The sequence below is a fragment of the Candidatus Manganitrophus morganii genome (assembly GCA_021651055.1).
In the GTDB taxonomy this organism is placed as follows: domain Bacteria; phylum Nitrospirota; class Nitrospiria; order SBBL01; family Manganitrophaceae; genus Manganitrophus; species Manganitrophus morganii.
The window spans coordinates 893,166-917,588 of the sequence record JAJHOH010000001.1 but is presented as its reverse complement, the minus strand read 5'-3'; the positions used below and the strand labels follow the sequence as shown (position 1 = coordinate 917,588).

Genomic DNA, 24,423 nt, shown 5'->3' with positions numbered 1-24,423 from the left:
CGCCCGCCGTTTCGCTTGATTGCCTTCTCCAAATATGATAGGTTAAAAACGCCTCAAAACATCGGAAGGCCTATCGTGAGCATCTACTCCTCCCAGAAAAAATATTTTGAAGAGGCCTACCGGACCGGCGAGCATGGCTGGCCCGTGGAAGGAGCCTCCGTACCGGTTTCCCGTTTCGTCGCGCGATTTAAGAAAGAGCGCTCCGCAGGCCGCGTGTTGGATATCGGCTGCGGCGAAGGGAGACACTCCGTTCTTTTTGCGCGCGAGGGCTACCGGACGGTCGGTCTCGATTATCAGCCGCTCGCATTAGAGCGGGCGCGCCGGATCTCCGGGAACGGATTGGCCCGGGCAAACCTCCGATTCATGCTGGGAGATGTTTTCCATCTCCCCTTCCGGCCCGGAACATTCGACGTCGTTCTCGATTACGGCTGTCTCCATCACATCCGCCGTAGGGATACGAAGAGCTATCTTGGGAACGTCGGTCCGGTTCTCAAGCCGGGGGGCTACTTTCTCCTTTCCTGTTTTTCGACGCACTTCAAACACCATCCTGATGAAAAGAGAAAACGGGATTGGATGGTGCACAACGGTCACTACGACCGGTTTTTTCGGAAGGGAGATTTTAAGTCGATTTTCGGCCGGGACTTCGAGGTCTTGAATGTCGAAGAAGAGCGGCAATCTATCTATGCATTTTTCCATGTGTTAATGCGGAAAAAGGAGAAGGGAAGACGCTCCTAGAAAAGGAAAGTTCATGCCCAATATTGCATTCGTGAACGGGAAATGGAGTTCAATCTCAGCCGCGAAAGTTTCCGTGGAAGACAGAGGCTTTCAATTTGGAGACGGCATTTATGAGCTGATTCGAACCTATCAAGGAGAGGTCTTCCATCTCGATGAACACCTCTCCCGCCTGGAGGCCAGCGCCAAAGAGATTGAAATTACCCTCCCGTACACCGGAAGCCAGTTGGAGAAGATCATCCGCCTCGGATGCCGCAAGAGCGATTTTGCCGACGTGAAGATTTATATTCAGGTGACGCGCGGCGCCGCCCCCCGCCTCCACTCCTTTCCAAAAAAAGTGAAGCCGACCGTGGTCATGACCTTCCGGGAATTCGAGCCGCTTCCACTGAAACTTCGTGAAGAGGGGGTGGCGATTATTTCCACCCCCGATATCCGATGGGCACGGTGCAATGTCAAATCGCTCAACCTCTTGCCGAACGTGATGGGCCGGGAGCAGGCGCTCCGTGCAGGGGCCTTTGAGGCGATTTTTATTCGCGACGGGAAGGTCACGGAGGGGGCCGGGAGCAACCTCTTTGCCGTGCTTGGGAAGAAGATTATTACCCCGCCGGCGGGCCCTTACATCCTCTCCGGTATTACCCGGGAAGTGGTTCTCCGGATCGGGAAGAAGAACGGTTTGGAAATGCTCGAGAGAGAGCTGAAGCTCTCGCAGTTACCCTCGACGGATGAGCTTTTCCTCACCGGAACGACCGTGGAAATCTTGCCTGTGGTCCGCTTGGACGGCAAGCCGATCGCCACCGGACGGCCTGGAGAAAAGACGGAATTTTTATGCCGCGCCTTTCAAGAACAGATTGCCTCGAAATAGGGGATTCGTCTTGCATTTTGTCATTATTTGTGCTATAAACACTTCTGAATTTGGTCTGCTTTTCAAGTGGGCACGGTCTTCCGCCCACTTTTTTGTTTTAAGGGACCGAAATCGGTCCTGATGGGGATCAGATGGATCGAACGGTTCTGGTGGACAGGGTCAAAGAAATTGCGGAGCCGATGCTAAGGTCGCTGGGATTGGAATTGGTTGAGGTCGAGTATGCCGGTTCCGCAAGGAGCGGCACCCTTCGCGTTTTTATCGACAAACAAGGGGGGGTGACCCTCGATGATTGTGAAAAGGTCAGCCGGTATCTCAGCCAAGCGCTCGATGTCGACGATCCGATTCCGCATCACTATACATTTGAAGTTTCTTCGCCCGGCCTTGATCGACCGTTAAAAAAGAGAGACGATTTTTCTCGATCGATCGGAAAGAAGGTCAAGGTGAAAACATCCGCTCCGATCGAAAACCAGAAGGTGTTCACCGGTCGGCTCGCCGATTTCAAAGAGGAAAAAGTGACTTTATATCTGGAAGAAGGGAAGGGAAAAGCGATCGAGATCCCCTTCGACCAGATTGCGCAAGCCCGCCTTGAGGTCGAGTTTTAGCTGAAGAGACCCTGATCCTCCTGGAAACCAGGCGGGTTCAAGAGATATCATGGATCGGACCGTGCCAAGATCCTGGCCCGATCCGTCGGAAAATGGAGGTTGATAGAAAATGAATCGCGAGCTCCTCTCTGTCATCGATCAGATTGGGAGAGAGAAGGGAATAGAGAGCCAGAAGATCATCAAGGCGGTGGAATCCGCGCTCCTGACGGCGGCGAAGAAACGATACGGCGCAAACGAGAACATTCAGGTGCGGCTCGACTCTCAAACCGGAGAGATTGAAGTGATCTCCCTGAAGAAGATCGTCGAAGCCGTTACCAATCCCCGCGCCGAAGTTTCGTTGGAAGAGGCCAAGAAGGTCGATGAATCTGCGGAACTGGGGGATGAGATCGGCTCTCTCCTTGAGATGGAAGATTTCGGCCGGATCGCCGCGCAGACCGCCAAGCAGGTGATCTTTCAGCGCGTGCGTGAGGCGGAGTGGGAATCGGTCCATCGAGAGTACTCGGTCCGTCAGGGAGAGATCATCAGCGGAATGATCTTGGGCCAGGAGCGTCGCAATTACATTGTGGAGCTCGGTAAAACCGAGGCGATCCTTCCGTACCAGGAGCAGGTTCCCCGGGAGAGTTACCGCCGCGGCGATCGGATTCGCGCCCATCTGCTCGAGGTGAAGCCTTCGGCAAAGGGGCCGCAGATCGTTCTGTCGCGGACCCATCCCAATTTTGTCGCGAAGCTCTTCGAGATGGAAGTTCCGGAGATCGCCGAAGGGGTGGTGATCATCAAGGGGGTTGTCCGGGAGCCGGGCGATCGGACCAAGATCGGGGTCTTTTCCAAAGATTCAGCCGTCGATCCGGTCGGGGCCTGCGTCGGGGTTCGCGGCTCGCGCGTTCAGGCGGTCGTCCGTGAACTCAAGGGGGAGAAGATCGATATCGTAACCTGGAGCGACGATCCGCGGACCTTTATCGGCGAGGCGCTCAGTCCGGCGGTCATCGAGAAGGTCGGAATTAACGAGGCGGAGAAGTCGGCCCTGGTAGTGGTCTCCGATCAGCAGCTTTCGCTGGCGATCGGAAAGAAGGGGCAGAACGTTCGCCTGGCCGCCAAGTTGACCGGCTGGAAGATCGACATCATCAATCAAGGAGAGTACGAGAAAGAACGGGCCAAGGAGCGCGAGCAGGAAATTGCGGCGGCGATCTCTCATGAGCAGAAAATTCAGGCGGATGCGCAGATTGTGGAAGAACAGCGCCAAGCGGCTGAGAAACGGGAGTATACCCTCTCCGATGTCCCCGGTCTGGGAGAAAATATGGTCGAAGCGCTCAAGGAGCACGGAATCGACAGCGTTCAAAAGTTGGCTGAGACAAACGAGGAGGCCCTGTCCGATCTTCCGATGATCGGAATGAAAACGGCCGCCAAGATTATTGAGGAGGCGAGGGACCTTCTCAAAATGGAAAAGAAAGGGGAAGGAGCCTGACCGATCGGAAAATTCCGATTTGTTCGCGAGGGTAGATCGCCCGTGGATCTCTTTTCCAGAGAAAGAAGGTAGACGATGAGAGTTTTTGAGATTGCAAAAAAAATCGGCATCCCGACCAAGGAGATGATGGCGCTCCTGAAAAGGATGGGAATCAAGGCGAGCAATCATATGAGCGCCTTGGAGGAAAGCGACATCCAAGCGGTCATGAAAGGGATGGAGAAATCGTCGGTGGCGAAGACTACGTCGAAGGGGACGAAGTCTGTCAAAGCAGCCCCTCCTCCCCCGCCCGTCGTCGAAAAGAAATCACGCGTCCTTATTAAGAGAAAGCCGACGCCGGAAGAGATGGCCCCTCCTCCTGTGGCCATCCAGCCGGAAGCGCCGGCCGTAGAGACTCCGGAGACAGAGGCGCCGCTCAGCCCAACCATGGAGCCGATCGCTCCCGCAGCGGCAGCGACATCGGCCCCTTCGGATGTGGTTTCCCCTCCGGTCGAAGAGGTCAAACCGGCTTCTCCCGCCGCGGAACCTGCGCCGACCCCCGGCGTCCTCAAGGTGGTTCCCTCGCCGGGCGGAGCCAAAGAAGCGGCTGAGAAGAAAACCGATAAAGATAAGAAGAAGGGGAAAATCGAGCTTCGCCCCGAATTGAAGAAAGATTTTGCCTCCAAGTTCAAGGAGAAAGCAAAACGACCGAAAAAGCGCTGGGATTCGGATGTTGTTGTCGAAGAGCCCGAAGCGATCGCCGAGGTCCCGGTCGAGGCGAGGAAGTGGCAAGACTTCAAGCCGATCCATCGCAAAGAAGACCGAAGGGGACTCCGAAGGGGGCCGGCGGTCTCAACCGATATCACCAAGCCGCGGAGGAAAGTGGTCAAGCTTTACGAAGGAATGACGGTAAAAGAGTTCTCCGAGCTGATCGGACAAAAGGTTCCCTCCATTATTTCCAAATTGATGGCGATGGGAAAGATGGCGACGATCAACCATCCGATTTTGCTCGATGAGGCGTCGCTGATTGCGGAGGAATTCGGCGTCAAAGCCGAGTTGGTTTCCGAGAAGACGGAAGAAGAGATCCTCAGCCCGTCGATGCCGGACGATCCGAACGACCTGCTGCCGCGTTCTCCGGTGATCACGATCATGGGGCATGTCGATCATGGGAAGACCTCGCTGCTCGACTCCATCCGGCAGACGAAGGTGACGGAAGGGGAAGCGGGGGGCATCACGCAGCACATTGGGGCCTACACGGTGACCGTCGGCGATAAACGGGTCACTTTCCTCGACACGCCGGGTCATGAGGCCTTTACCGCCATGCGGGCGCGCGGCGCCAAGGTCACCGATATCGTTATCCTGGTTGTGGCGGCCGACGACGGAGTGATGCCCCAGACGATCGAGGCGATCAATCATGCCAAGGCGGCGAATGTCCCCATCATCGTTGCAATCAATAAGATCGACAAGCCGGAAGCGAATGCGGACCGGGTGAAGACTGCGCTTGCAGAGTTCGAACTGATCCCGGAGGCGTGGGGGGGCAAGACCATCTTTGCCGAGGTTTCCGCGAAAAAGAAGATCGGTCTGGAGGATCTGCTTGAGATGATCCTCCTGCAGGCCGAAGTACTCGAGCTCAAGGCCAATCCAACCCGGCCGATGCTGGGGACGATTGTGGAAGCGAAACTCGATCGCGGCCGCGGGCCGGTTGCGACCGTCTTGGTCCAGCAAGGGACGTTGCGAGTCGGGGATATCTTCGTGACCGGAGCGCATTTCGGGAAAGTCCGCGCCCTGATCAACGATAAAGGAAAAAAAGTAGACCAGGCCGGACCCTCCATCCCGGTGGAGGTGATCGGTTTGGACGGGGTTCCCTTGGCGGGGGACACCTTTGTGGTCGTGGCCGATGAGCGGACGGCGAAAGAAGTGGCCCAGGGCCGGTCTCAGCGGCAGCGGCTGGCCGAGCTTTCTCAGACGCGGCGTGTCACCCTCGACGATCTCTATCAAGAGATTCAGGAGGGAACGGTCAAGGAGCTGAATATCATCGTTAAAGCCGATGTCCAGGGCTCTGCGGAAGCGATTAAAGAGTCGCTCGAAAAGTTGACCTCCCCTTTGGTGAAGCTCCGTGTCATTCACCGCGGGGTGGGGAGCATCACCGAATCGGATATTCTCCTCGCCTCGGCATCGAACGCGATCGTGATCGGGTTCAACGTCCGGCCGGAAACGAAGGGGGAAGATTTGGCCGAGCGGGAGAATGTCGATGTCCGCCTCTATACCATTATTTATGACGCCATTGCCGACGTGAAGGCCGCGATGGAAGGTTTGTTGGAGCCGACCCTGAAGGAGCGAACGCTGGGACGGGTCGAAGTTCGGCAGGTCTTCCAGATTCCGAAGCAGGGGGTGATCGCCGGAGGCCATGTCAGCAGCGGCCTGATCTCCCGAAACAGCGCCGGAGCCCGCGTCATTCGGGACGGTACGGTCGTCTATGAAGGAAAGATCGGTTCGCTGCGTCGCTTCAAGGACGACGTCAAAGAGGTCCAGGCTGGATACGAGTGCGGTATCGGGATCGAAAACTTCAACGACATCAAAGTCGGCGACGTGATCGAAGTCTACACGCACGACAAGATTGCGGCAAAATTGTAATGGGGAAGGTGCTCGGCGTCCGGCCGAGCGGCTTAATGCGAGATGGCGTCGCTTGATACGAAAATGGTTGTCGGAATTTGCGTCATCGAGCTGTACATTCCCCAGAACGGCTCTCTGAAGGGAAAGCGGCAGGTCCTGCAAAGCATTAAAACGAAGATCAAAAACCGGTTCAATGTGGCGATTGCAGAGGTGGGCGAGCAGGATCTCTGGCAGAAAGCGATTCTCGGTGTGACGACGGTCGCGAACGACAGAAGTTTCGTAAACGAGGTGATGGATAAGGTCGTCGGGTTTATCTCGAGTTTTCCGCAGGTCCAGATCGTTCATCATCAACTGGAGCTGATTTAAGTCTCTCGCTGGAGAGGAGGGCGGAGGTGTCTTTCGCCGTGCAAGAGTATAAGAGAACAAATCGAATCGGAGATCAAATCAAGATGGAGGTGGCCGACATCTTGACGACAAAGATCCGCGACCCCCGGATCGGGTTCGTCACCGTGACCTCCGTGGACGTGTCCGATGATTTGAAGCATGCAAAAATTTTTGTGACGGTCCAGAAGGATCAGGATGCGAAGCAGGCCTTCATGGGGCTTCGGAAGGCGACCGGTTTCGTTCGGGCGGAATTATCGAGAAGGCTGCAGATCCGGCGCGTTCCGGAAGTGGTCTTCTTACCGGACGAATCGACCGAGAAGGTCTCCCACATCCTCGATCTGCTCGACCGGATTGAGAAGGAAAAACGGTGATGCATCAAGCAGGGGCCTGCGGCTCAAAAACCCTCCAAGGGGAGTCGGCCTCCGTTGCTGCAGTCATTGGGAGCGTGAATGAGTCTCGCTGAAGTGGTTTCGGTTCTCCAAGAGAAGCAATCGTTCGTCGTTACGGGGCATGTCAGTCCCGAGGGAGACGTCATCGGTTCCGGCATGGCATTGGCCCTGGCCCTCCGGGACATGGGGAAAACAGCGGAGGTGGTCAATCGCGATCCGATTCCCCAGCAGCTTCTTTTTCTCCCCCATGAAGGGCTCTTCACCCGGCAGAAAGCCATTACGCAAACGGCCGACGCCCTCATTGTGGTCGACTCCGGCAGCTTCGAGCGGACCGGATATACCCGCCCTCCCTCTATCCCTACCATGATCAATATCGACCATCACATCACCAACCCTTCGTATGGGAATATTAATTGGGTGGTGCCGACGGCGATGGCGACCGGGGAGATGATTTATGATCTGCTCAAAACGATCGGGGCCCCCATCACCCCCCCCATTGCCACGTGCATTTATACCGCCCTCATTACGGAGACAGGCTCGTTTCGATTCGTCAACACCACCTCCCGGGCGCTTCAGATCGCGGGGGAGATGATCGAGAAGGGGGCCGATCCGTTCCGCATCGCCACCGCCCTCTTTGAGGCGAACACGGCGGGGCGGTTGAAATTGCTCGCTGAAGTGCTGATGAAGATGGAGGTCAGCGCAGACGAGCGGATTGCATGGATCCATGTTTCGGATGAACAGCTTCGAAAAACCGGGACCACCTTCGAAGATACGGAGGATTTTGTGACCTACCCCCGCTCGATCGAAAAGGTCGAGGTGGCTGTCTTTTTTCGCGAGACAGGTCCTGAGCAATATAAAATCAGCTTCCGATCGCAGGGAAAGGTCGATGTCGCCCTCCTGGCGAAACGCTGGGGAGGAGGGGGACATACGTATGCGGCCGGATGTACCCTCGGCGGTTCCTGGCAGAAGGTGAAAGAGTGGGTCCTCACCTCCGTGCAGGAAGCAATCTATGAGAAAATATCGTTAAACGTTCGTCGTTAAACGTCAAACGTAAGAAAAAGTAGAGGCCGTTCACGATTCACCAATAACGAATAACGGATAACGAACAATGAAGGATGGGATTCTCAACATCGATAAACCGGCCGGGTGGACCTCGCATGATGTGGTCGCGAAGCTCCGCGGCCTCTTGCGGATCAAGAAGGTCGGCCATGCGGGGACCCTCGATCCGGAGGCGACCGGGGTGCTCCCGATCTGCTTCGGAAAGGGGACGAAGGTCGTTCCTTTTCTGATGGATGCCGAGAAGGAGTATGATGCGGTCCTCCGTCTCGGAGAGGAGACCGACACGCAAGATGCTACGGGCAAGGTTCTCAAGACGGTCGATATCCCCGCTGGGATGGCGGCGCAGGTTCGCGAGATGGCGGAATCGTTCGTCGGAACCTACGCGCAGATGCCGCCGATGTACTCCGCCATTAAGGTGAAGGGGGTCCCCCTTTATCGCTCGGCGCGCGCCGGAGAAGTGGTCGAACGGACGGCCCGGACCGTTTCGATCAGGGAGATCCGTTTCAAGGGGTTTGAGGGAAGGGACGCCGCCTTCAGCGTGGTCTGCTCGAAAGGGACCTACATCCGGACCCTCTGCGCCGACATCGGCGAAAAGTTGGGGGTAGGGGGACATCTCCTCCGGCTGCGCCGCACCCGCGCCGGTCAATTTCCCATCGTCGATTCGGTCGAGCTGAACCGGTTTTGCGAGCTGTACGCAGAGGGGGATTGGGAAAAGGAAGTCTACTCTTTGAACGAGGTGTTGAAGGATCTTCCCGCGGTTTGGGTGAAAGAGCCCTACCGAGAGAAGGTTCTGCATGGTGCGCCGGTCGGCCCCGAGGGGGTCTTGAATCGATCCTCTTTTAAAAAAGGAGAGCCGCTTCGCATTCTCGATCCGGAAGGCCGTCTCTTAGCGATCGGCCGCGCCGTCATGAATGAAGATGAGGTGAGGGAAAATCGACAGTCTTTCTTTAAATCGGAAACGGTTCTTTTCGACCTCTCTAAACCGGAAGTCGGTGCAGGGGTGGAAGGATCGATCCGGAGTTCATTATACTAACAAATAAGGAGGAACATCACGTGCCGCTCGTTAAGGAAAAGAAGCAGAGTGTCATCAAGGAAAATGCGATTCATGGGAACGATACCGGCTCGCCGGAGGTTCAGATCGCCCTTCTGACGAATCGGATTACTTATTTGACGGAGCATTTTCAGACCCACAAGAAAGATCACCATTCCCGGCGCGGACTGATCAACATGGTCAGCCGTCGGAGGAAGCTGCTCGATTATCTGAAGCAGAACGATTTTGCCCGGTACCAAGCGATCATCGGAAAGTTGGGGCTGAGAAAGTAACTCAGCCAATGCAGTGGATCTTCCACGGTGTGAAGGTCCAGCTAAATAATGTATCGCAGCCGGCACAGAAATACAATGAAGAGCCAATAAGGGGGGGGATGAAGTGAGGCGCCGCGCGCCTCGCGTTACTTCTCTTTCTTGGTTTTTCATTGTAGTTCTGTGGCCTGCTGCCCTAGTGGAGGAGTCACAGAGTATGATTCATCGCGTAGAAGCAGAGATTGCAGGGAAAAAACTGATCCTGGAGACGGGACGGATGGCCCGGCAGGCGGATGGAGCGGTTCTTGTCCAGTATGGCGACAGCCTCGTCCTGGCCACGGCCGTCGCTTCCAAACAGGCAAAAGATGTCGATTTTCTTCCGCTCACGGTCGACTATCAGGAGCGGGCGTATGCCGCCGGAAGGATCCCGGGCGGATTTTTCAAAAGAGAAGGGAGGCTGAGCGAAAAAGAGACATTGACCAGCCGGTTGATCGACCGGCCGATGCGGCCGCTCTTCCCTGATCATTGGTATTTTGAAACCCAAATCATCGCCTCGGTTCTCTCGAGCGATCTCTCCGCCTCGACCGAGATTCTCGGGATGGTCGGCGCGTCCGCGGCGGTGACCATTTCGGACATCCCCTTCAACGGCCCGATCGGCGCGATCCGCGTCGGCCGGATCGACGGAAAACTCGTCGCCATGCCGAGCCTGGAGGAGATCGAGAAGAGCGACATGAACATCGTTCTCGCAGGAACCGCCGAGGCGGTCATGATGGTCGAAAGCGAGATCAAAGAGCTCCCCGAAGAGGCGGTTTTGGAAGCGGTCGCTTTCGGGCATCAAGCGCTCCAGACGCTGATCGGACTGCAGAAGGAGCTTCAAGCGAAGGTCGGCAAGCAGAAGCGCTCCCCCGTGGCGATCGATCGGGATGAAGCTTTCGAGAAGCAACTGAGGGAGACCCTCGTTGGGCCGATTCAAGAAGCGATCCTGATTTCGAACAAGACCGAACGGCAGGAGCGCCTCGATCAGATTCTCAAGGAGAAGATCGCGTCGATCAATACCGGCGAGGTCGATCGAACCCGGGAGATCAAAGCGCTCTTTCACGAGCTGGAGCGGGAAGCGGTCCGGGAGATGATTTTGAGCAAAGGGGTCCGGGCCGACGGCCGCGGGCCGGCCGATATCCGGCCGATCACCTGCGAGGTGGGGATTCTTCCCCGCACACACGGGTCAGCGCTTTTCACCCGCGGCGAGACGCAGAGTTTGGCCGTGGTGACCCTCGGAACCTCCGACGACGAGCAGCGGATCGACTCTCTGGAAGGGGAGTGGAAGAAGACCTTCATGCTGCACTATAACTTTCCCCCCTTCTCCGTCGGCGAGGCCCGGCCGCTTCGGGGACCCGGCCGTCGCGAGATCGGTCATGGGGCCTTGGCCGAGCGGGCGTTGAAACCGATCATCCCGAGCAAAGAGGCCTTCCCCTATACCCTGCGGATCGTCTCCGATGTCTTGGAGTCGAACGGCTCCTCTTCCATGGCGACCGTCTGCGGCGGAACCCTCGCCTTGATGGATGCCGGGGTGCCGATCGTCCGTCCGGTCGCCGGGATTGCGATGGGGCTGATCCTGGAGGGCAAACGGGTTCAGATCCTCTCCGATATCTTGGGACTGGAAGATCATCTGGGGGATATGGATTTCAAGGTCACCGGAACGGCGCAGGGGATCACTGCCTTTCAGCTCGATATCAAGATCGGCGGGTTGACCATCGAGATCATGAAACGGGCGTTGGAACAGGCGAGGCAAGGACGGCAGCATATTTTAGGGAAAATGCTGGAAGCGCTGGCAGCGCCCCGGCCGGAGCTTTCCACTTATGCGCCGCGAATCGTCACGATGAAGGTGAAGCCCGACAAGGTCCGCGAAGTCATCGGACCGGGCGGAAAAGTCATCCGCGGGATCATCGAGAAAACCGGCGTGAAGATCGATATCGAAGACGACGGGACGATCCATATCGCCTCGATGGATGACGCCGCGGCCCAAGAAGCGATCGCGATGGTCAATATGATCGTCGAAGAGGTCGAGGTCGGCCGCGTCTATGTCGGAAAGGTCACCCGGATCATGGATTTCGGCGCCATCGTCGAGCTTCGACGGGGGGTCGACGGCCTGGTCCACATCTCTCAGCTGGCGCATCATCGGGTCAAGAGTGTGACCGATGAGGTGAAAGAGGGAGATGAGGTCACGGTGAAAGTTCTGGAAGTCGACAGACAGGGAAAGATCCGCCTCTCCCGCAAGGAGACCCTTCCTCCCCCTGCAAAAGAAAGTTAAATGTGAATCGTTATTCGTTGAACGTAAGAACGGGAGGTTCAGTGCCTTCCGTTCCACGTTTAACTTTTAACGGATAACGAGGGATCTCCTTATGGTTCGGAAAGTCGTTTTAGATAACGGAATTCGGATTGTCGCGGAAAAAATGGCGTCCGTGAAGTCGGTCTCGATCGGTCTGTGGGTGAATGTCGGCTCCCGGGACGAAGAGGCGCACGAGCACGGCATTTCCCACTTCCTTGAGCATATGTTCTTCAAAGGGACGGAGAAGCGGAGCGCAAAAGAGATCGCCCTGGAGACCGATGCCATCGGCGGCGAGCTAAACGCCTTTACCTCTCGTGAGACGACGACCTTCTACGCCAAAGTCCTCGACGACCATCTCTCCAAGGCGGTCGACATTCTCTCCGACAACTTCCATCACTCCACCTTTGAGCCGCGCGAGATCGAGAAGGAAAAACAGGTTGTGATCGAAGAGATCAAAATGGTGGAGGATGATCCGGAAGATCTGGTCCATGACCTCTATACCAAAGATATTTGGAAGGGAAACACCCTGGGGCGGCCGATCCTCGGGACGGTCGAAACGATCTCCGGCATGACCCGCAAGAAGATCCTTCGTTTTCTCAAGCGCGCCTACGATCCGAAGCAAATCGTCGTCTCGGTCGCCGGCCACTTCGATCTTCCCCCATTGATGAAGGCGCTGGAGAAGGCCTTCGGAAAGTATTCGGCCAAGGAGATCGATCTCCATCCGAGGCTGGCGCCCCAGATGAGCCCCCATTTCCAGGTGAAGAAGCGAAATTTAGAGCAGGTCCACATCTGCATCGGGACACAGGGACTGCCGCACCGCCATCCCGACCGGTATGCGCTCTATGTGCTCAATACGATCCTGGGCGGAAGCGTCAGCTCGCGTCTTTTTCAAGAAGTCCGGGAGCGGCGGGGTCTCGCTTACTCCATCTACTCCTATCCCTCTTCTTATCAGGACGGGGGGCTCTTCACGGTGTATGCCGGGACCGGCGCCAAAAACGCGCCGAAGGTGATTGTGCTGATCTTAAAAGAGTTCAAGCGTCTGAAAGAGAAAGGGGTCGATCCGGTCGAGCTGGAGAAGGCGAAAAACCACATCAAGGGGAGCCTGATGCTCAGCATGGAGAGCACCAGCAGCCGGATGAGCAAGCTGGCGAAGGACGAGCTTTACTTCGGCCGGCATTTTTCCCTGGAAGAGGTGGTCCGCGAGATCAACCGGGTTTCTCTCGATCAGGTCCAGCAGCTTGCCAAAGTCCTCTTCGACTCGAAACATCTCTCCCTCACCGCCCTCGGAAAAATCGATTCGAGTCTTCTGCCGCAGGATTTGAGTCTTTAAAAGACGGGGGCCAGGGGTCGGGGATCGGAGAAAAGAATAAAGAGGGTTCAAACAGGAGGTCTTTACGGGAATCGTAAAGACCTTTTTTATTTGGTTTTTCCCCGGCCCCCGGCCCCCGACCCCTGGCCCCCATCTTTCGTCGAGAGGCAGACCCGGTTCCGGCCGGTCGATTTGGCGCGATAGAGGGCGCGGTCGGCCGCTTCGATCAGATCGTGCGGCGAGGCGGCGTTCTCCGGATAGGTGGCGAGCCCGATGCTCACGTTGAGGGCGCCGCCCGGCTGCGTTTTCCCGTTCTTGAACGGATAGTCGGCGATGGCCTTCCTCAGCCGCTCCGCGATGATCTTCCCTCTCGTCCGATTCGTCTCCGGCATAATGATCGAGAACTCTTCCCCCCCGTATCGGGCCGCGATGTCGGTCTCCCGGATATTCCTTCGGATCAGATCTCCCAACGTCCGGAGGACTTCATTCCCCATTAGATGGCCGTGTGTGTCGTTGTACTGTTTAAAGTGGTCGATGTCGATCATCGCCAGGGTCAGGGCGCGGCCGTAGCGTTGGGTCCGGGAGAGCTCCGAGGAGAGCTGCTGCAAGAGGTGGCGGTGGTTGAAGAGGCCGGTGAGCTCATCGGTAATCGCCATCAGCCGCGTCATCTCCAGGATTTTGGCCTTTCCGATAGAGGTGGCGGCGATGGTCGAGACGAGGGAGAGGAGAGAGGTTTCTTTCTCGGAAAATAGGTGCGGCTTGAAATCGTTTACATAGAGAATTCCCAAGATCTTCCCTTCGTTCCAAAGGGGGATGGCCGCGACCGCCTCGATCTTTTCTTCCAGGAGGACGGGGTTATTGAACTTGGGGAATTTTTTCACGCTCTCGATGGCAACGACCCCCTTCTGATTCAGAATATAGGTCGTCAGCCCCCCTTTTCGGACCCGCCAGCGCCGGACACGGGCGAACTCTCTGGAGAAACCTTTCGACGCCACCAGGACCATCTCGCCGCGCTCCTCGTCGAACATCGCCAGGCTTCCGGCCGGCGTGCGGGTCAGTTCGGTGGCGTAGTCGATCACCGTGGTATAGAGTTTTGCGATGTTCTCGTTCGAGGAGAGCTTCAAGCTCAGATCGTAGAGGGAGAGGTATTCGGAGAGAAGCCGTTCCGCTTCCCGTTGGCTCTTTTGCCGCTCGTCGATGAGGGTCCAGGCAAGTCTCGCCGACCGTCCGCTGATCACCTCGACGCCGGTCTGTTTCGAGGCTTGCAGGGCGGTCTCCACGTCGAGGGAGCCGGTGACGTTGATGATGATGTCGTTTTTTTTCTTGAGTAAGGTTTTGAAGTCGGCCGTGGTCGGGATGCGGAGGGCCTTGGCGAGGCGGATGCCGGGGGCGGTTTTTTTTCGATCGGCGACGCCGGTGATTTTAATCGTCGGATCTTCCGAAAGGATTTCCAGAAGGGAGGTCCCCCCTTTCCCGGCGCCCACAATCGCAATCCGCATCACGGCGTCTCCTGAGTGACCGGGGGATCATACCTAAAGGAAATACGGATGTCAATGGGGGTCGGGGGCAGAGAAAAGCGGGAGATGGACGCACTCCCGGACTTCCCGCCGTGATAAATGGCTTCCATCCGCCTCCGAGGATCATGTCATTCCGGTGTTGATCTTTTCCCGCCGATTTTCTATAGTAAACCAATTGTTTCATCCCCCAGTGGAAAATCAGGAGCGGGCGCCCCCGGCGCCCGGCAGTCGAGATAAGAGTCCCATCGGAAACATCGGTTACGGTTAGTATCCCTTTTGTGAAAAGAGTATGTCATGAATGGAACCGACAAAACGCTGGAATCCTGGATCTGGGACGCCGCTTGCTCTATCCGCGGTGCGAAGGACGCCGCCAAGTATAAAGAGTTCATCCTCCCCCTCATCTTCACAAAGCGCCTCTGCGATGTTTTCGATGATGAGCTGAACCGCATCGCCCAGGAGGTCGGCTCGCGCGCCAAGGCGTTCAAGCTGGTGAAGCGCGACAAGAAACTGGTTCGCTTCTATCTCCCGCTGGAGCCGAAGAACCCCGACGACGCCGTCTGGTCGATCATCCGCACCCTCTCGGATAAAATCGGCGAACAGCTCACCACCCACCTGCGCGCCATCGCCGACGCCAACCCATTGCTCAAAGGAATCATCGACCGCGTCGATTTCAACGCCACCACCCACGGGCAGCGCGATTTGGATGACGACCGCCTCTCCAACCTGATCGAGGCAATCAGCGCCAAGCGCCTCGGTTTGAGCGATGTGGAGCCGGATATCATCGGGCGCAGTTACGAATACCTGATCCGGAAGTTCGCCGAGGGGAGCGGTCAAAGCGCGGGCGAGTTCTATACCCCTGCCGAGGTCGGCCTGGTGATGGCGCGAATTATGGATGTCGAGCCGGGGATGACCGTTTACGACCCCTGCTGCGGCTCCGCGGGCTTGCTCATCAAGTGCGAGTTGGTGCTGCAAGAGAAGATGAATCTTCGCTCCCGCAAAAAGTTCGCCCCCGCCAAGCTCTACGGCCAGGAGTCCGAGCCGGGCACCTGGGCGATGGCGAACATGAACATGATCATCCACGATATGGAAGGGGAGATTCAGATCGGCGATACTTTCCGAAAGCCAAAGTTCCGCGAGAAGAACCGCCTCCAGACCTTCGACCGGGTGGTGGCCAATCCGATGTGGAATCAAACCGAGTTCAAAGAGAAAGACTATGACGCCGACGAGCTCGACCGCTTTCCCAAAGACGCGGGTTATCCCGGCAACAAGGCCGATTGGGGATGGATGCAGCACATCCTCGCAAGTTTAAAAGACAGCGGCCGCGCCGCCGTGGTGCTCGACACCGGCGCCGCGTCGCGCGGCTCCGGCAACGCCAATACCAACAAGGAAAAAGAGGTCCGCCGCTGGTTCGTGGAGAAGGATCTGATCGAGGGGGTCCTCTACCTTCCGGAAAATCTCTTTTACAATACCACCGCGCCGGGCATCGTCATCGTGTTGAACAAAGCGAAGCCGAAGGACCGCAAGGACAAGTTGTTTCTGCTGAATGCAAGCCGAGAATTCGTGAAGGGGGACCCGAAGAATTACCTCCCGGAAGAGGCGATCGCCCGCATCGCCGAGACCTTCACCGCCTGGAAGGAAGTCGAGAAGTATTCGCGCATCATCACCCGCGAGGAGATCGCCAAGAACGACTTCAACCTCTCCCCCAGCCGCTATATCCACACCGGTGAAGGGGAGATATACCGGCCCCTTGCGGAGATCGTGGAAGAACTGGAGACGCTGGAGGCGGAGGCAAAAACCACCGACGCGGCGCTGAAAGCGATTCTGGCGAGGATCGGCCGATGACCCGGAAAAAAGCGGATCGTTCTCCGAAACCTGAGAAGATTCATCACCTGCTGCGCGGTGAATTCTACCGAGCGGTCGCGGAAATCCTTCAAAAAGCACGGAGCAACGCGTACCGGGCCGTCAACTTCGCCATGGTCGAGGCATACTGGCAGGTCGGGCGGATGATCGTCGAGGAGGAGCAGGAAGGCAAGAAGCGGGCGGGCTATGGCGAAGCGGTGATCCGCGGCTTATCGGAGCGCCTCACGCTCGATTTCGGTAAGGGATTCAACGTCTCCAACCTTTGGGCCTTCAAGCAATTTTACGCCGCTTTCCCAATTCTCCGCACAGTGCGCGGAGAATCTTCCGGCGTTCACCCGACGGAGAGCATGGACAACATCGACCCGACTCCGGCAATATCCCAAACGTTACGCCGAGAATTGACCTGGTCCCATTACCGGCTTTTGATCCGCGTGGACAAACCGGAAGCGCGCGCCTGGTACATGAAAGAAGCCGCCGAGCAGGACTGGTCCGTCCGTGCATTGGAACGGCAGATCCACTCGCTCTGCTACGAGCGTCTGCGGGCGAGCCGGGACAAGAAACCCATCCTCAAGGAGATGAAAGAGAAGACCGCGTCGCTTGCAGACCGGCCGCGCGATTTCATCAAGGACCCTTATGTCCTGGAGTTCCTCGGCCTGAAAGAGATCCCCGCCTTTCGGGAATCCGATTTGGAGCAGGCGATCATCGGAAAGCTCCAATCTTTTCTGCTGGAACTCGGAAAGGGTTTTGCTTTCGTCGCCCGGCAGGAGCGCATCCGCACCGAGACCAAAGACTTCTTTGTCGATCTGGTTTTCTACAACTACATTCTCAAATGTTTCGTCCTGGTTGATTTGAAGACGGGCGAGCTGACGCACCAGGATATCGGCCAGATGGACATGTACGTCCGCCTCTACGAAGACAAACGCAAAGCCCCCGACGACAACCCGACCATTGGAATCATCCTCTGCACGGAGAAAGACGCGACGGTCGTCAAATACTCCGTCCTCCAGGAGAACAAGCAGCTCTTCGCCGCCAAATACCAGCTTTACCTCCCGACCGAGCAGGAGTTGATCGAGGAGATCGAGCGGGAGAAGGCGATGATTGTGAAGGAGCAAGAGGTGCTGTATGGCTGAACGAACAATGATGGGCCACTCGCTGCTGTTGGAGAGGCCTCCTCGTAGCTGGACACCTGCCAGCTTCGGAGACATTTGCAGCCGAGTTCAAGATCCAGCTTCGCCTTCAGCCGATGGCTCACGGCTCTATCTCGGACTTGAACATCTCGCTTCAGGTCTTCCATCTCTTGTCGGGCGCGGAACCGAGTCGGACGTTCATAGCAGCAAGACAACATTTCGAAGTGGGGATGTACTCTTCGGGAAGCTCCGTCCTTACCTGCGCAAGTCTGTCTTAGTTAACGAGGATGGTATCTGCTCAACGGATATCCTGGTGTTTCGAGCAACGGAGAGGTGCATCCCTGAATTTCTTTGCATGCTGACACATACCGATGAATTTGTCGGTCATGCAAAAGCGACAACCTCTGGCGTGCAACACCCACGTACCTCATGGGCTTCCCTGCGGGAGTTCAAAATCACCATACCACCACTTGACGAGCAGCGGAAGATTGCAGCGGTGTTGGGAGTGGTGCAGCGGGCGATCGAGCAGCAGGAGCGGCTGTTTCAGCTCACCGCCGAACTGAAAAAGGCGCTCCTCCACCAACTCTTCACCCAAGGCCTCCGCGGCGAACCCCAAAAACAAACCGAGATCGGACTTGTGCCGGAGAGTTGGGGGGTAGTGGAACTTGCCAATCTTTTTGAGATCAAGCACGGTTTCGCATTTGAGGGCGAATTCTTTGCTTCCGATGGCAGCTATATCCTACTGACACCCGGACATTTTTTCGAAGAAGGCGGATTCAGAGACCAGAAAGACAAAACTAAGTTCTACACTGGTGATTTCCCGCGGAGCTATTTGTTAGAGAAAGGTGATCTACTCGTCGCGATGACTGAGCAGAAGGCGGGCTTGCTAGGCAGTTCCATAGTTATCCCGGAGTCGGACAAGTTTCTTCATAACCAGCGGCTGGGTTTAATTCACAGACTCCATGATTCAAGGCTGAATAAGCTGTTCTTGTATTATTTCTTCAATACCGCCGATGTCCGTAAACATATCGCCATGACTGCCAGCGGATCAAAGGTCCGCCATACATCGCCAGGCAAGATTCGCGAATTGAAGATCGCGCTCCCCAGCTTGGACGAGCAGCGGCAGATCGTCGGGGTGTTCCAAGTGGCGGACATAAAGGTTGAGCTGCTTAGACGCAAGTACGCCGCGCTCACGACCCTGTTCCGCACCCTATTGCACCACTTAATGACCGCGCAACTAAGGGTAAAGGATTTTGAAATTCAAAACATGGAGGAGTTTGTTCGCCATGCCTAAGACGGTCCAAAAAGAAATCAAGTCGCTTGGACTTGACCTGAAGAATTTCCGAACTATACCTCAAGCAGATGAAGGACATGCAATCAACGCGATGATAGCCATTAATCCAGATTGGTTTTGGCCATTGATGGAAAGCTTGCTGGATGACGGCTACGAGCCTACTGAGAACATCATCGTCCTGCACACTGACGGCAAGTTAGTAGTCAAAGAGGGGAATAGACGTGTTGCGGCGCTTAAATTAATTTTTTCCTTGGTCGGCAACATCGAAATCCCCCAGCATTTGAGGAAGAAAATAGACACCCTTTCAACCGAGTGGAAAGCGCAAAATGCCGTTGTGCCTTGTGCGATATACGAAAGTACGGAAGTAGTTACGGTTGAAAAGCTCGTGGCGCGTACCCATGCCAAAGGTGAGAAGGCAGGCAGAGATAAGTGGAACGCTGTTGCTAAAGCGAGATTCGGGCGAGATCAGAAGGGGCAACCGGAGCCAGGCCTTGACCTGCTCGAGAAATTCCTAGGAAATAGCAAAAACGTTTCGCTTCAACAAGCTGAACGATGGGCAGGCGATTACCCATTAACTGTTCTGGACGAAGCCATTCAGAAGCTGTCGCCGCACCTTGGTTATCAGTCTGCGGCTGAACTGGCTTCTCAATACCCCAAGAAGCATAAGAAACTCCTTGAAAGCGTTCTCTACGATATTGGAATAGCGCACTTGGGGTTCAAAGAGTTGCGTGATAACACAGTATTCTGGGCGGCATCCTATGGGGTGGTAACAAATAAGAATGTAAATCTCCCAAGTACGCAGCCGTCCTCACAGGGAACTATGAACTCAGTGGCATCAGGCGGACAGGCTGTTTCGCCCGGCGTGCAGTTATCTGGGAAAAACAAGGCTGCTCCTGCCTTTGCGTCCAATGACCCAAAGTCTGTCCGGAAAAAACTAAAAAGTTTCCATGTGAAAGGTGCAGGGCGTGACAAACTTGTGACACTCCTGAACGAAATCAAGAAACTTAAACATGAAGAGCATCCGCATGCCTTCTGTTTCCTGTTACGGAGTATGTTTGAATTATCTGCAGTGGCTTACTGTGCGGATCACAAGCCACATGGGGGGCCAATTACGCAGAAACCTGATGGACGGAATAAGGAGCTTGCTGTGTTACTTAGGGAGATCACTGGTCACATGACGGGAAACGGGAAAAATAAGGAGAAGGTGAAACTCTTACACGGCGCAACAACTGAAATTGGCAAGAAGGACGGGATACTGTCAGTCACCTCGATGAACCAACTTGTACATAATCCGTCGTTCTCCATACAACCTCCCGATATCAGCATCATGTTCGGGAATGTTTTCCCATTGCTGGTTGAGATGAACAACTGATTTCAGAACGTAGGGAGAGTTTACTGTGAGCCTTTACAAGACACCATTACGATATCCTGGCGGAAAACAACGGATCTGGCGCTTTATTGACGAGATCGTAACCACCAATGATCTTGAGGGAGGGCACTATGTGGAGCCATACGCGGGGGGGGCGGGAGTTGCAATGGAGCTTTTGCTGCGAGGGAAGGTTTCTGGTGTCCACCTTAACGACGCCTGCGTTGCGGTATTTTCATTCTGGGATTCTGTTCTGAATGAAACAGAAAAGATGTGCCGAAAGATATCACGAGCATCACTGACTGTCGAAGAATGGAAGAGGCAACGAGAGATTTTCAGGAAGCGCGAAGAAGCCGACCCTCTTGAGTTAGGGTTCGCTACATTTTATCTAAATAGATGCAACCGCTCTGGAATTCTCACTGGGGGCGTTATTGGCGGCATCGACCAATCGGGGCCTTGGAAAATCGATGCTCGCTTCCCACGGAACGAACTTATTAAGCGTATTGAAGCTATTGCGGACAGAAAAAGAGCCATTCATATCAGAAATTGGGACGCCGAGAGATTCTTAATGGAGTATGTTCCAAAGCTCCAGAAGAAAACGCTCGTGTACTGTGATCCGCCATACTTTAAAAAGGCTGATCGATTATACCCAAACCACTACAGCCGCGAAGACCATGCCCGCATAGCGAAAGTTATCCAGGATAATCTCAAGATCCCTTGGGTTGTGTCATACGATTCCGCTCCAGAGATTCTGTCTTACTACCCAAGAAGAAGATCATTCTTGTATACACTCCAATACAATGCAGCCAGAGCCTATAAGGGTCGGGAGATGTTCATTTTCTCTGACAAAATCACCATACCTGAACGGTCAGCCCTTCCGAGTATCGACGAGACACTGCTAACATCCTTAGCGTGAGACCAATGCCCACGCCTACCGAACACAAAACCGTCCAAGCCCGCATTCTCTCCTACGCGCAGGAGATCGGCTGGCGCTACGTGCCGCGCGCCGAAGCCGAGACACGGCGCGGATTTGACCCCAACGGCGCCACGCCGGAAGAGCGCGCCCGCCCGGCGTCGCTCTACTTCGGCGACCTGCTTCATTCCAAAGTCCAAGCATTCAATCCGAAATACAAAGAGGCCGAAGGCGCGCTGGTCGGTGAGTTCCAGCGGCTGAATACCGACATCGCCGGGAACCGCGATTTCCTCGCCTACCTCCGTAACCAGGGGAAATTCTTCTGCGCCGAAGAAAACCGCGAGCTCGACTTGACGGTGATCGACTACGGCGACCTGACCCGCCCGCGCGAGCAGCGGCGCAACGTCTATGAAGTGACGGAGGAGTTCTACGTTCACAACGGCCGATACGGCACGCGGGAGGATGTGGTCTTCCTGATCAACGGCCTTCCGGTGCTGGTGATCGAATGCAAAAACGCCGACAAAGACGAGGCGATTGCGCTGGGGGTAGACCAGATCCGCCGCTACCATGAGGAGACCCCGGAGGTCATGGTCCCGGAGATGCTCTTCACCGCCACCGAGGCGATCGGCTTTTCTTACGGGGTCACCTGGAACATGGTGCGGCGGAACATCTTCCGCTGGAAGCATGAAGAAGTCGGCAATCTCGAAGCGAAGGTGAAAACCTTCTGCGCCGCGCCGAATCTGCTCCGGTTCCTCAAAGACTTCATCCTCTTCGCCGAGAAGGACGAGGAGCTGCAGAAGATCATCCTCCACCAGCACCAGACGGCGGCGGTCGATCGGGTGATGGCGCGCGCCCTCGACCCGAAGCGCTCGCGCGGCCTGGTCTGGCACACGCAGGGGAGCGGCAAGACTTACACGATGATCATGGCGGCCGAGCTGCTCTTCAAGGCGAACGAAGCGCAGAAGCCGACCGTCCTCTTGATGATCGACCGCAACGAGCTGGAAGACCAGATGCTCAAAAACCTGGCGGCGGTGGGGCTGGGCAACGTGAAGCACGCCGACCGGATCGCCACCCTCAACAAGCTGCTGGATGAAGAAGGGCAAGATTATCGCGGCATTGTCGTAACGATGATCCACAAATTCCGCGACATGCCGGCGAATCTGAACAGACGCAAAAATATCTTCGTCCTCATCGACGAGGCACACCGGACCACTGGCGGCGACCTCGGCAATTTCCTGATGGCCGGCCTGCCGAATGCGAGCTTCATCGGTTTCACCGGCACGCCGGTCGACAAGACCGCTTACGGCAAAGGAACATTTAAAACCTTCGGATGCGAGGACGATCAAGGTTATCTGCACAAATATTCCATCGCAGAGAGCATTGAAGACGGTACGACCCTGTCCCTCTACTACAATCTCGCCCCCAACGAAATGCTGGTGCCGCATGAATTGATGGAACGGGAATTTCTGGCCCTGGCGGAGACAGAAGGGATCGCCGACATCGAAGAGCTGAACAAGATCCTGGACCGGGCGGTGAACCTGAAAAACTTCCTCAAGGGCGACGACCGTATCCAAAAGGTGGCGCGTTATGTGGCCGATCATTACCGCGAAAACGTGGAGCCGCTATGTTACAAGGCGTTCCTGGTCGCCGTCGACCGCGAGGCGTGCTCGTTCTATAAAGAAGCGCTGGATACCATCTTGCCGGGATACGCGGAGATCGTCTACACCGGCAACAACAACGACCCGCCCCACATGAAAAAATGGCATTTGACCGAGACGAAGGAAAAACAGATCCGGAAACAGTTTGCGAAATTCGGGGAACGGCCGAAGATCCTCATCGTCACCGAGAAGCTCCTCACCGGATTCGACGCGCCGATTTTGTATGCGATGTATCTCGACAAGCCGATGCGCGATCATACCTTGCTTCAGGCGATCGCGCGGGTGAACCGGCCCTACGAGAACGAGGCGGAGGAGATGGTGAAACCGCACGGCTTTGTCCTCGACTTCGTCGGCATCTTCGACAAGCTGGAAAAAGCGCTCGCCTTCGACAGCGACGAGATCAACGCCATCGTCAAAGACATCGGCCTGCTCAAGCAGCTCTTCAAAGCCAAGATGGAGAGCAAAGCCCCGGCGTATCTGAATCTGATTGTAAAAAACTTCGACGACAAAGACGTGGACAATCTCATCGAGCACTTCCGCGATAAAGATCGCCGCAAGGAGTTTTTCAAAGAGTATAAAGAGATCGAGATGCTCTACGAGATCATTTCACCCGACCCCTTCCTGCGCCCGTTCATGGAAAACTACGCGACCCTTTCATCGATCTATGCCGTGGTGCGCAACGCCTATGCCAAGAGAGTCTATGTGGATAGGGCGTTCCAAAAGAAGACCAACGCTTTGGTCCAGAAATACATCGGCGCGGAGATGGCCGCGGAATCGCCCTCTGAATTCGTGCAGATCGACAGCGCGACGATTGAGACGATCAAAAAGGGGGACCAAGGGAATGCCACAAAGGTGATCAACTTGATCAAGTCGATCGAGAAGAGCGCCGAGGAGAACAGCGGCGACCCTTTCCTGGTCGCCCTCGCCGACCGGGCAAAGGCGGTCCAGGAAAGCTTTGAAGACCGGCAGATCAAAACCGCCGACGCGCTCGCCGGTCTTTTGAAAGAGATCGAGAAAAACGAGCAGCGGAAGAAAGAGCAGGCCGCAAAGGGGCTGGACGGGCTGACCTACTTCGTCCTCTGCAAGCTGACCGAGGATGGCATCCCGAATCCCGATGTCGCAAGCCGGAAGGTCGCCGCGGCGTTCTCGAAATTCCCGAACTGGCAGCGGAGCGAGGCGGAGCTGCGCGAGGCGCGTAAGCAGGTGACCTTCGCCCTCTTCGCCGAGGAGGAAAATATGGACAAAGTCACTGCCACCGTCGAAGCGCTCTTTACCCTTTTGCAGAAGAGTTTTCGTAAGTGAAGAGAGGGCAAGAGAAAGAAGCGCTCAAAGTCCGTGTGCTCGAATGGGCCGACAAACTAGGGGTGAAGGTGCGCACTCTCTCCGCCCGACCGATGAAAAACAAATGGGCCTCGTGCTCCACGGCCGGCAACCTGAGCTTTAATACCGAGCTTTTGGCCTTTGATAAGGAAGTCATCGATTACGTGATTGTCCACGAACTTCTTCATTTCTTCGTTCCCAATCACGGAAAGCTTTGGAAGAGCCTTATGCGCGCGCACCTCGGCGATTATGAGCGGCTGGAGGTTTTATTGAGAGCGAAGGAGCAATCCTGAAAGCCATTCCAAAACTCACGGAAGCCCACGCGGCGCGCCTGCGCCGCTTTCTCTCCGCGCCG

At 55.9% G+C, this 24,423-nt stretch carries 20 protein-coding genes; 19 read left to right on the top strand and 1 reads right to left on the bottom strand.

Going from position 1 to position 24,423, the window contains the following annotated elements:
• The first annotated feature begins 75 nt into the window (after window positions 1–75).
• The 12 genes from MCM46_04180 to MCM46_04125 all read left to right on the top strand — a co-directional run bounded on the left by MCM46_04180 (window position 76) and on the right by MCM46_04125 (window position 13,034).
• Entirely contained in the window at window positions 76–735 is a 660-nt protein-coding gene (locus MCM46_04180; protein ID MCG3111004.1) for a class I SAM-dependent methyltransferase, read from the top strand.
• A gap of 73 nt (window positions 736–808) precedes the next feature.
• Window positions 809–1,594, top strand: a complete 786-nt coding sequence (gene dat / locus MCM46_04175; protein ID MCG3111003.1) for a D-amino-acid transaminase — start codon at window positions 809–811, stop codon at window positions 1,592–1,594.
• 131 nt (window positions 1,595–1,725) lie between these two features.
• A complete protein-coding gene (gene rimP / locus MCM46_04170) occupies window positions 1,726–2,196 on the top strand; it encodes a ribosome maturation factor RimP (protein ID MCG3111002.1) in 471 nt (156 codons plus the stop codon).
• A 109-nt stretch (window positions 2,197–2,305) separates the two neighbouring features.
• A complete protein-coding gene (gene nusA / locus MCM46_04165; protein MCG3111001.1) occupies window positions 2,306–3,658 on the top strand; it encodes a transcription termination factor NusA in 1,353 nt (450 codons plus the stop codon).
• 75 nt (window positions 3,659–3,733) lie between these two features.
• A complete protein-coding gene (infB, locus tag MCM46_04160) occupies window positions 3,734–6,268 on the top strand; it encodes a translation initiation factor IF-2 (GenBank protein ID MCG3111000.1) in 2,535 nt (844 codons plus the stop codon).
• 63 nt (window positions 6,269–6,331) lie between these two features.
• The gene (locus MCM46_04155) at window positions 6,332–6,613 is read left to right on the top strand and encodes a DUF503 domain-containing protein (GenBank protein MCG3110999.1); all 282 of its coding nucleotides are present in this window, start codon (window positions 6,332–6,334) and stop codon (window positions 6,611–6,613) included.
• 26 nt (window positions 6,614–6,639) lie between these two features.
• The gene (gene rbfA / locus MCM46_04150) at window positions 6,640–7,002 is read left to right on the top strand and encodes a 30S ribosome-binding factor RbfA (protein MCG3110998.1); all 363 of its coding nucleotides are present in this window, start codon (window positions 6,640–6,642) and stop codon (window positions 7,000–7,002) included.
• Between the two features lie 78 nt (window positions 7,003–7,080).
• Complete coding sequence (locus MCM46_04145; GenBank protein ID MCG3110997.1) at window positions 7,081–8,061, top strand: bifunctional oligoribonuclease/PAP phosphatase NrnA; 981 nt, start codon at window positions 7,081–7,083, stop codon at window positions 8,059–8,061.
• Window positions 8,062–8,128: 67 nt separating this feature from the next.
• Window positions 8,129–9,112: a tRNA pseudouridine(55) synthase TruB gene (gene truB, locus MCM46_04140; GenBank protein ID MCG3110996.1), complete on the top strand. Its 984-nt coding sequence runs from the start codon at window positions 8,129–8,131 to the stop codon at window positions 9,110–9,112.
• 20 nt (window positions 9,113–9,132) lie between these two features.
• Entirely contained in the window at window positions 9,133–9,402 is a 270-nt protein-coding gene (gene rpsO, locus MCM46_04135) for a 30S ribosomal protein S15 (protein ID MCG3110995.1), read from the top strand.
• A 193-nt stretch (window positions 9,403–9,595) separates the two neighbouring features.
• The gene (gene pnp, locus MCM46_04130; GenBank protein MCG3110994.1) at window positions 9,596–11,686 is read left to right on the top strand and encodes a polyribonucleotide nucleotidyltransferase; all 2,091 of its coding nucleotides are present in this window, start codon (window positions 9,596–9,598) and stop codon (window positions 11,684–11,686) included.
• Window positions 11,687–11,777: 91 nt separating this feature from the next.
• On the top strand, window positions 11,778–13,034 hold the full coding sequence (locus MCM46_04125; protein ID MCG3110993.1) for an insulinase family protein: 1,257 nt from the start codon (window positions 11,778–11,780) through the stop codon (window positions 13,032–13,034).
• Between the two features lie 86 nt (window positions 13,035–13,120).
• Here MCM46_04125 and MCM46_04120 read toward each other — a convergent pair whose 3' ends face one another.
• The gene (locus MCM46_04120; GenBank protein MCG3110992.1) at window positions 13,121–14,512 is read right to left on the bottom strand and encodes a diguanylate cyclase; all 1,392 of its coding nucleotides are present in this window, start codon (window positions 14,510–14,512) and stop codon (window positions 13,121–13,123) included.
• 312 nt (window positions 14,513–14,824) lie between these two features.
• Between MCM46_04120 and MCM46_04115 the strand changes: the two genes are divergently transcribed.
• From MCM46_04115 to MCM46_04085, 7 genes are read left to right on the top strand one after another with little or no spacing between them, the layout of a single operon-like run.
• The gene (locus tag MCM46_04115) at window positions 14,825–16,372 is read left to right on the top strand and encodes a type I restriction-modification system subunit M (protein MCG3110991.1); all 1,548 of its coding nucleotides are present in this window, start codon (window positions 14,825–14,827) and stop codon (window positions 16,370–16,372) included.
• Window positions 16,369–17,520 carry a PDDEXK nuclease domain-containing protein gene (locus MCM46_04110; protein ID MCG3110990.1) on the top strand — a complete coding sequence of 384 codons (1,152 nt, stop codon included), beginning with the start codon at window positions 16,369–16,371 and terminating at the stop codon, window positions 17,518–17,520. Before MCM46_04115 ends, MCM46_04110 begins: the two co-directional genes overlap by 4 nt.
• Window positions 17,513–18,811: a restriction endonuclease subunit S gene (locus tag MCM46_04105; protein ID MCG3110989.1), complete on the top strand. Its 1,299-nt coding sequence runs from the start codon at window positions 17,513–17,515 to the stop codon at window positions 18,809–18,811. The genes MCM46_04110 and MCM46_04105 overlap by 8 nt, the downstream gene beginning before the upstream one ends.
• Entirely contained in the window at window positions 18,804–20,183 is a 1,380-nt protein-coding gene (locus MCM46_04100) for a hypothetical protein (GenBank protein MCG3110988.1), read from the top strand. Before MCM46_04105 ends, MCM46_04100 begins: the two co-directional genes overlap by 8 nt.
• Before the next feature lie 25 nt (window positions 20,184–20,208).
• A complete protein-coding gene (locus tag MCM46_04095; GenBank protein ID MCG3110987.1) occupies window positions 20,209–21,093 on the top strand; it encodes a DNA adenine methylase in 885 nt (294 codons plus the stop codon).
• A 5-nt stretch (window positions 21,094–21,098) separates the two neighbouring features.
• Window positions 21,099–24,050, top strand: a complete 2,952-nt coding sequence (locus MCM46_04090; GenBank protein MCG3110986.1) for an HsdR family type I site-specific deoxyribonuclease — start codon at window positions 21,099–21,101, stop codon at window positions 24,048–24,050.
• Complete coding sequence (locus tag MCM46_04085) at window positions 24,047–24,361, top strand: M48 family metallopeptidase (protein MCG3110985.1); 315 nt, start codon at window positions 24,047–24,049, stop codon at window positions 24,359–24,361. The genes MCM46_04090 and MCM46_04085 overlap by 4 nt, the downstream gene beginning before the upstream one ends.
• The last annotated feature ends 62 nt before the right edge of the window (window positions 24,362–24,423 follow it).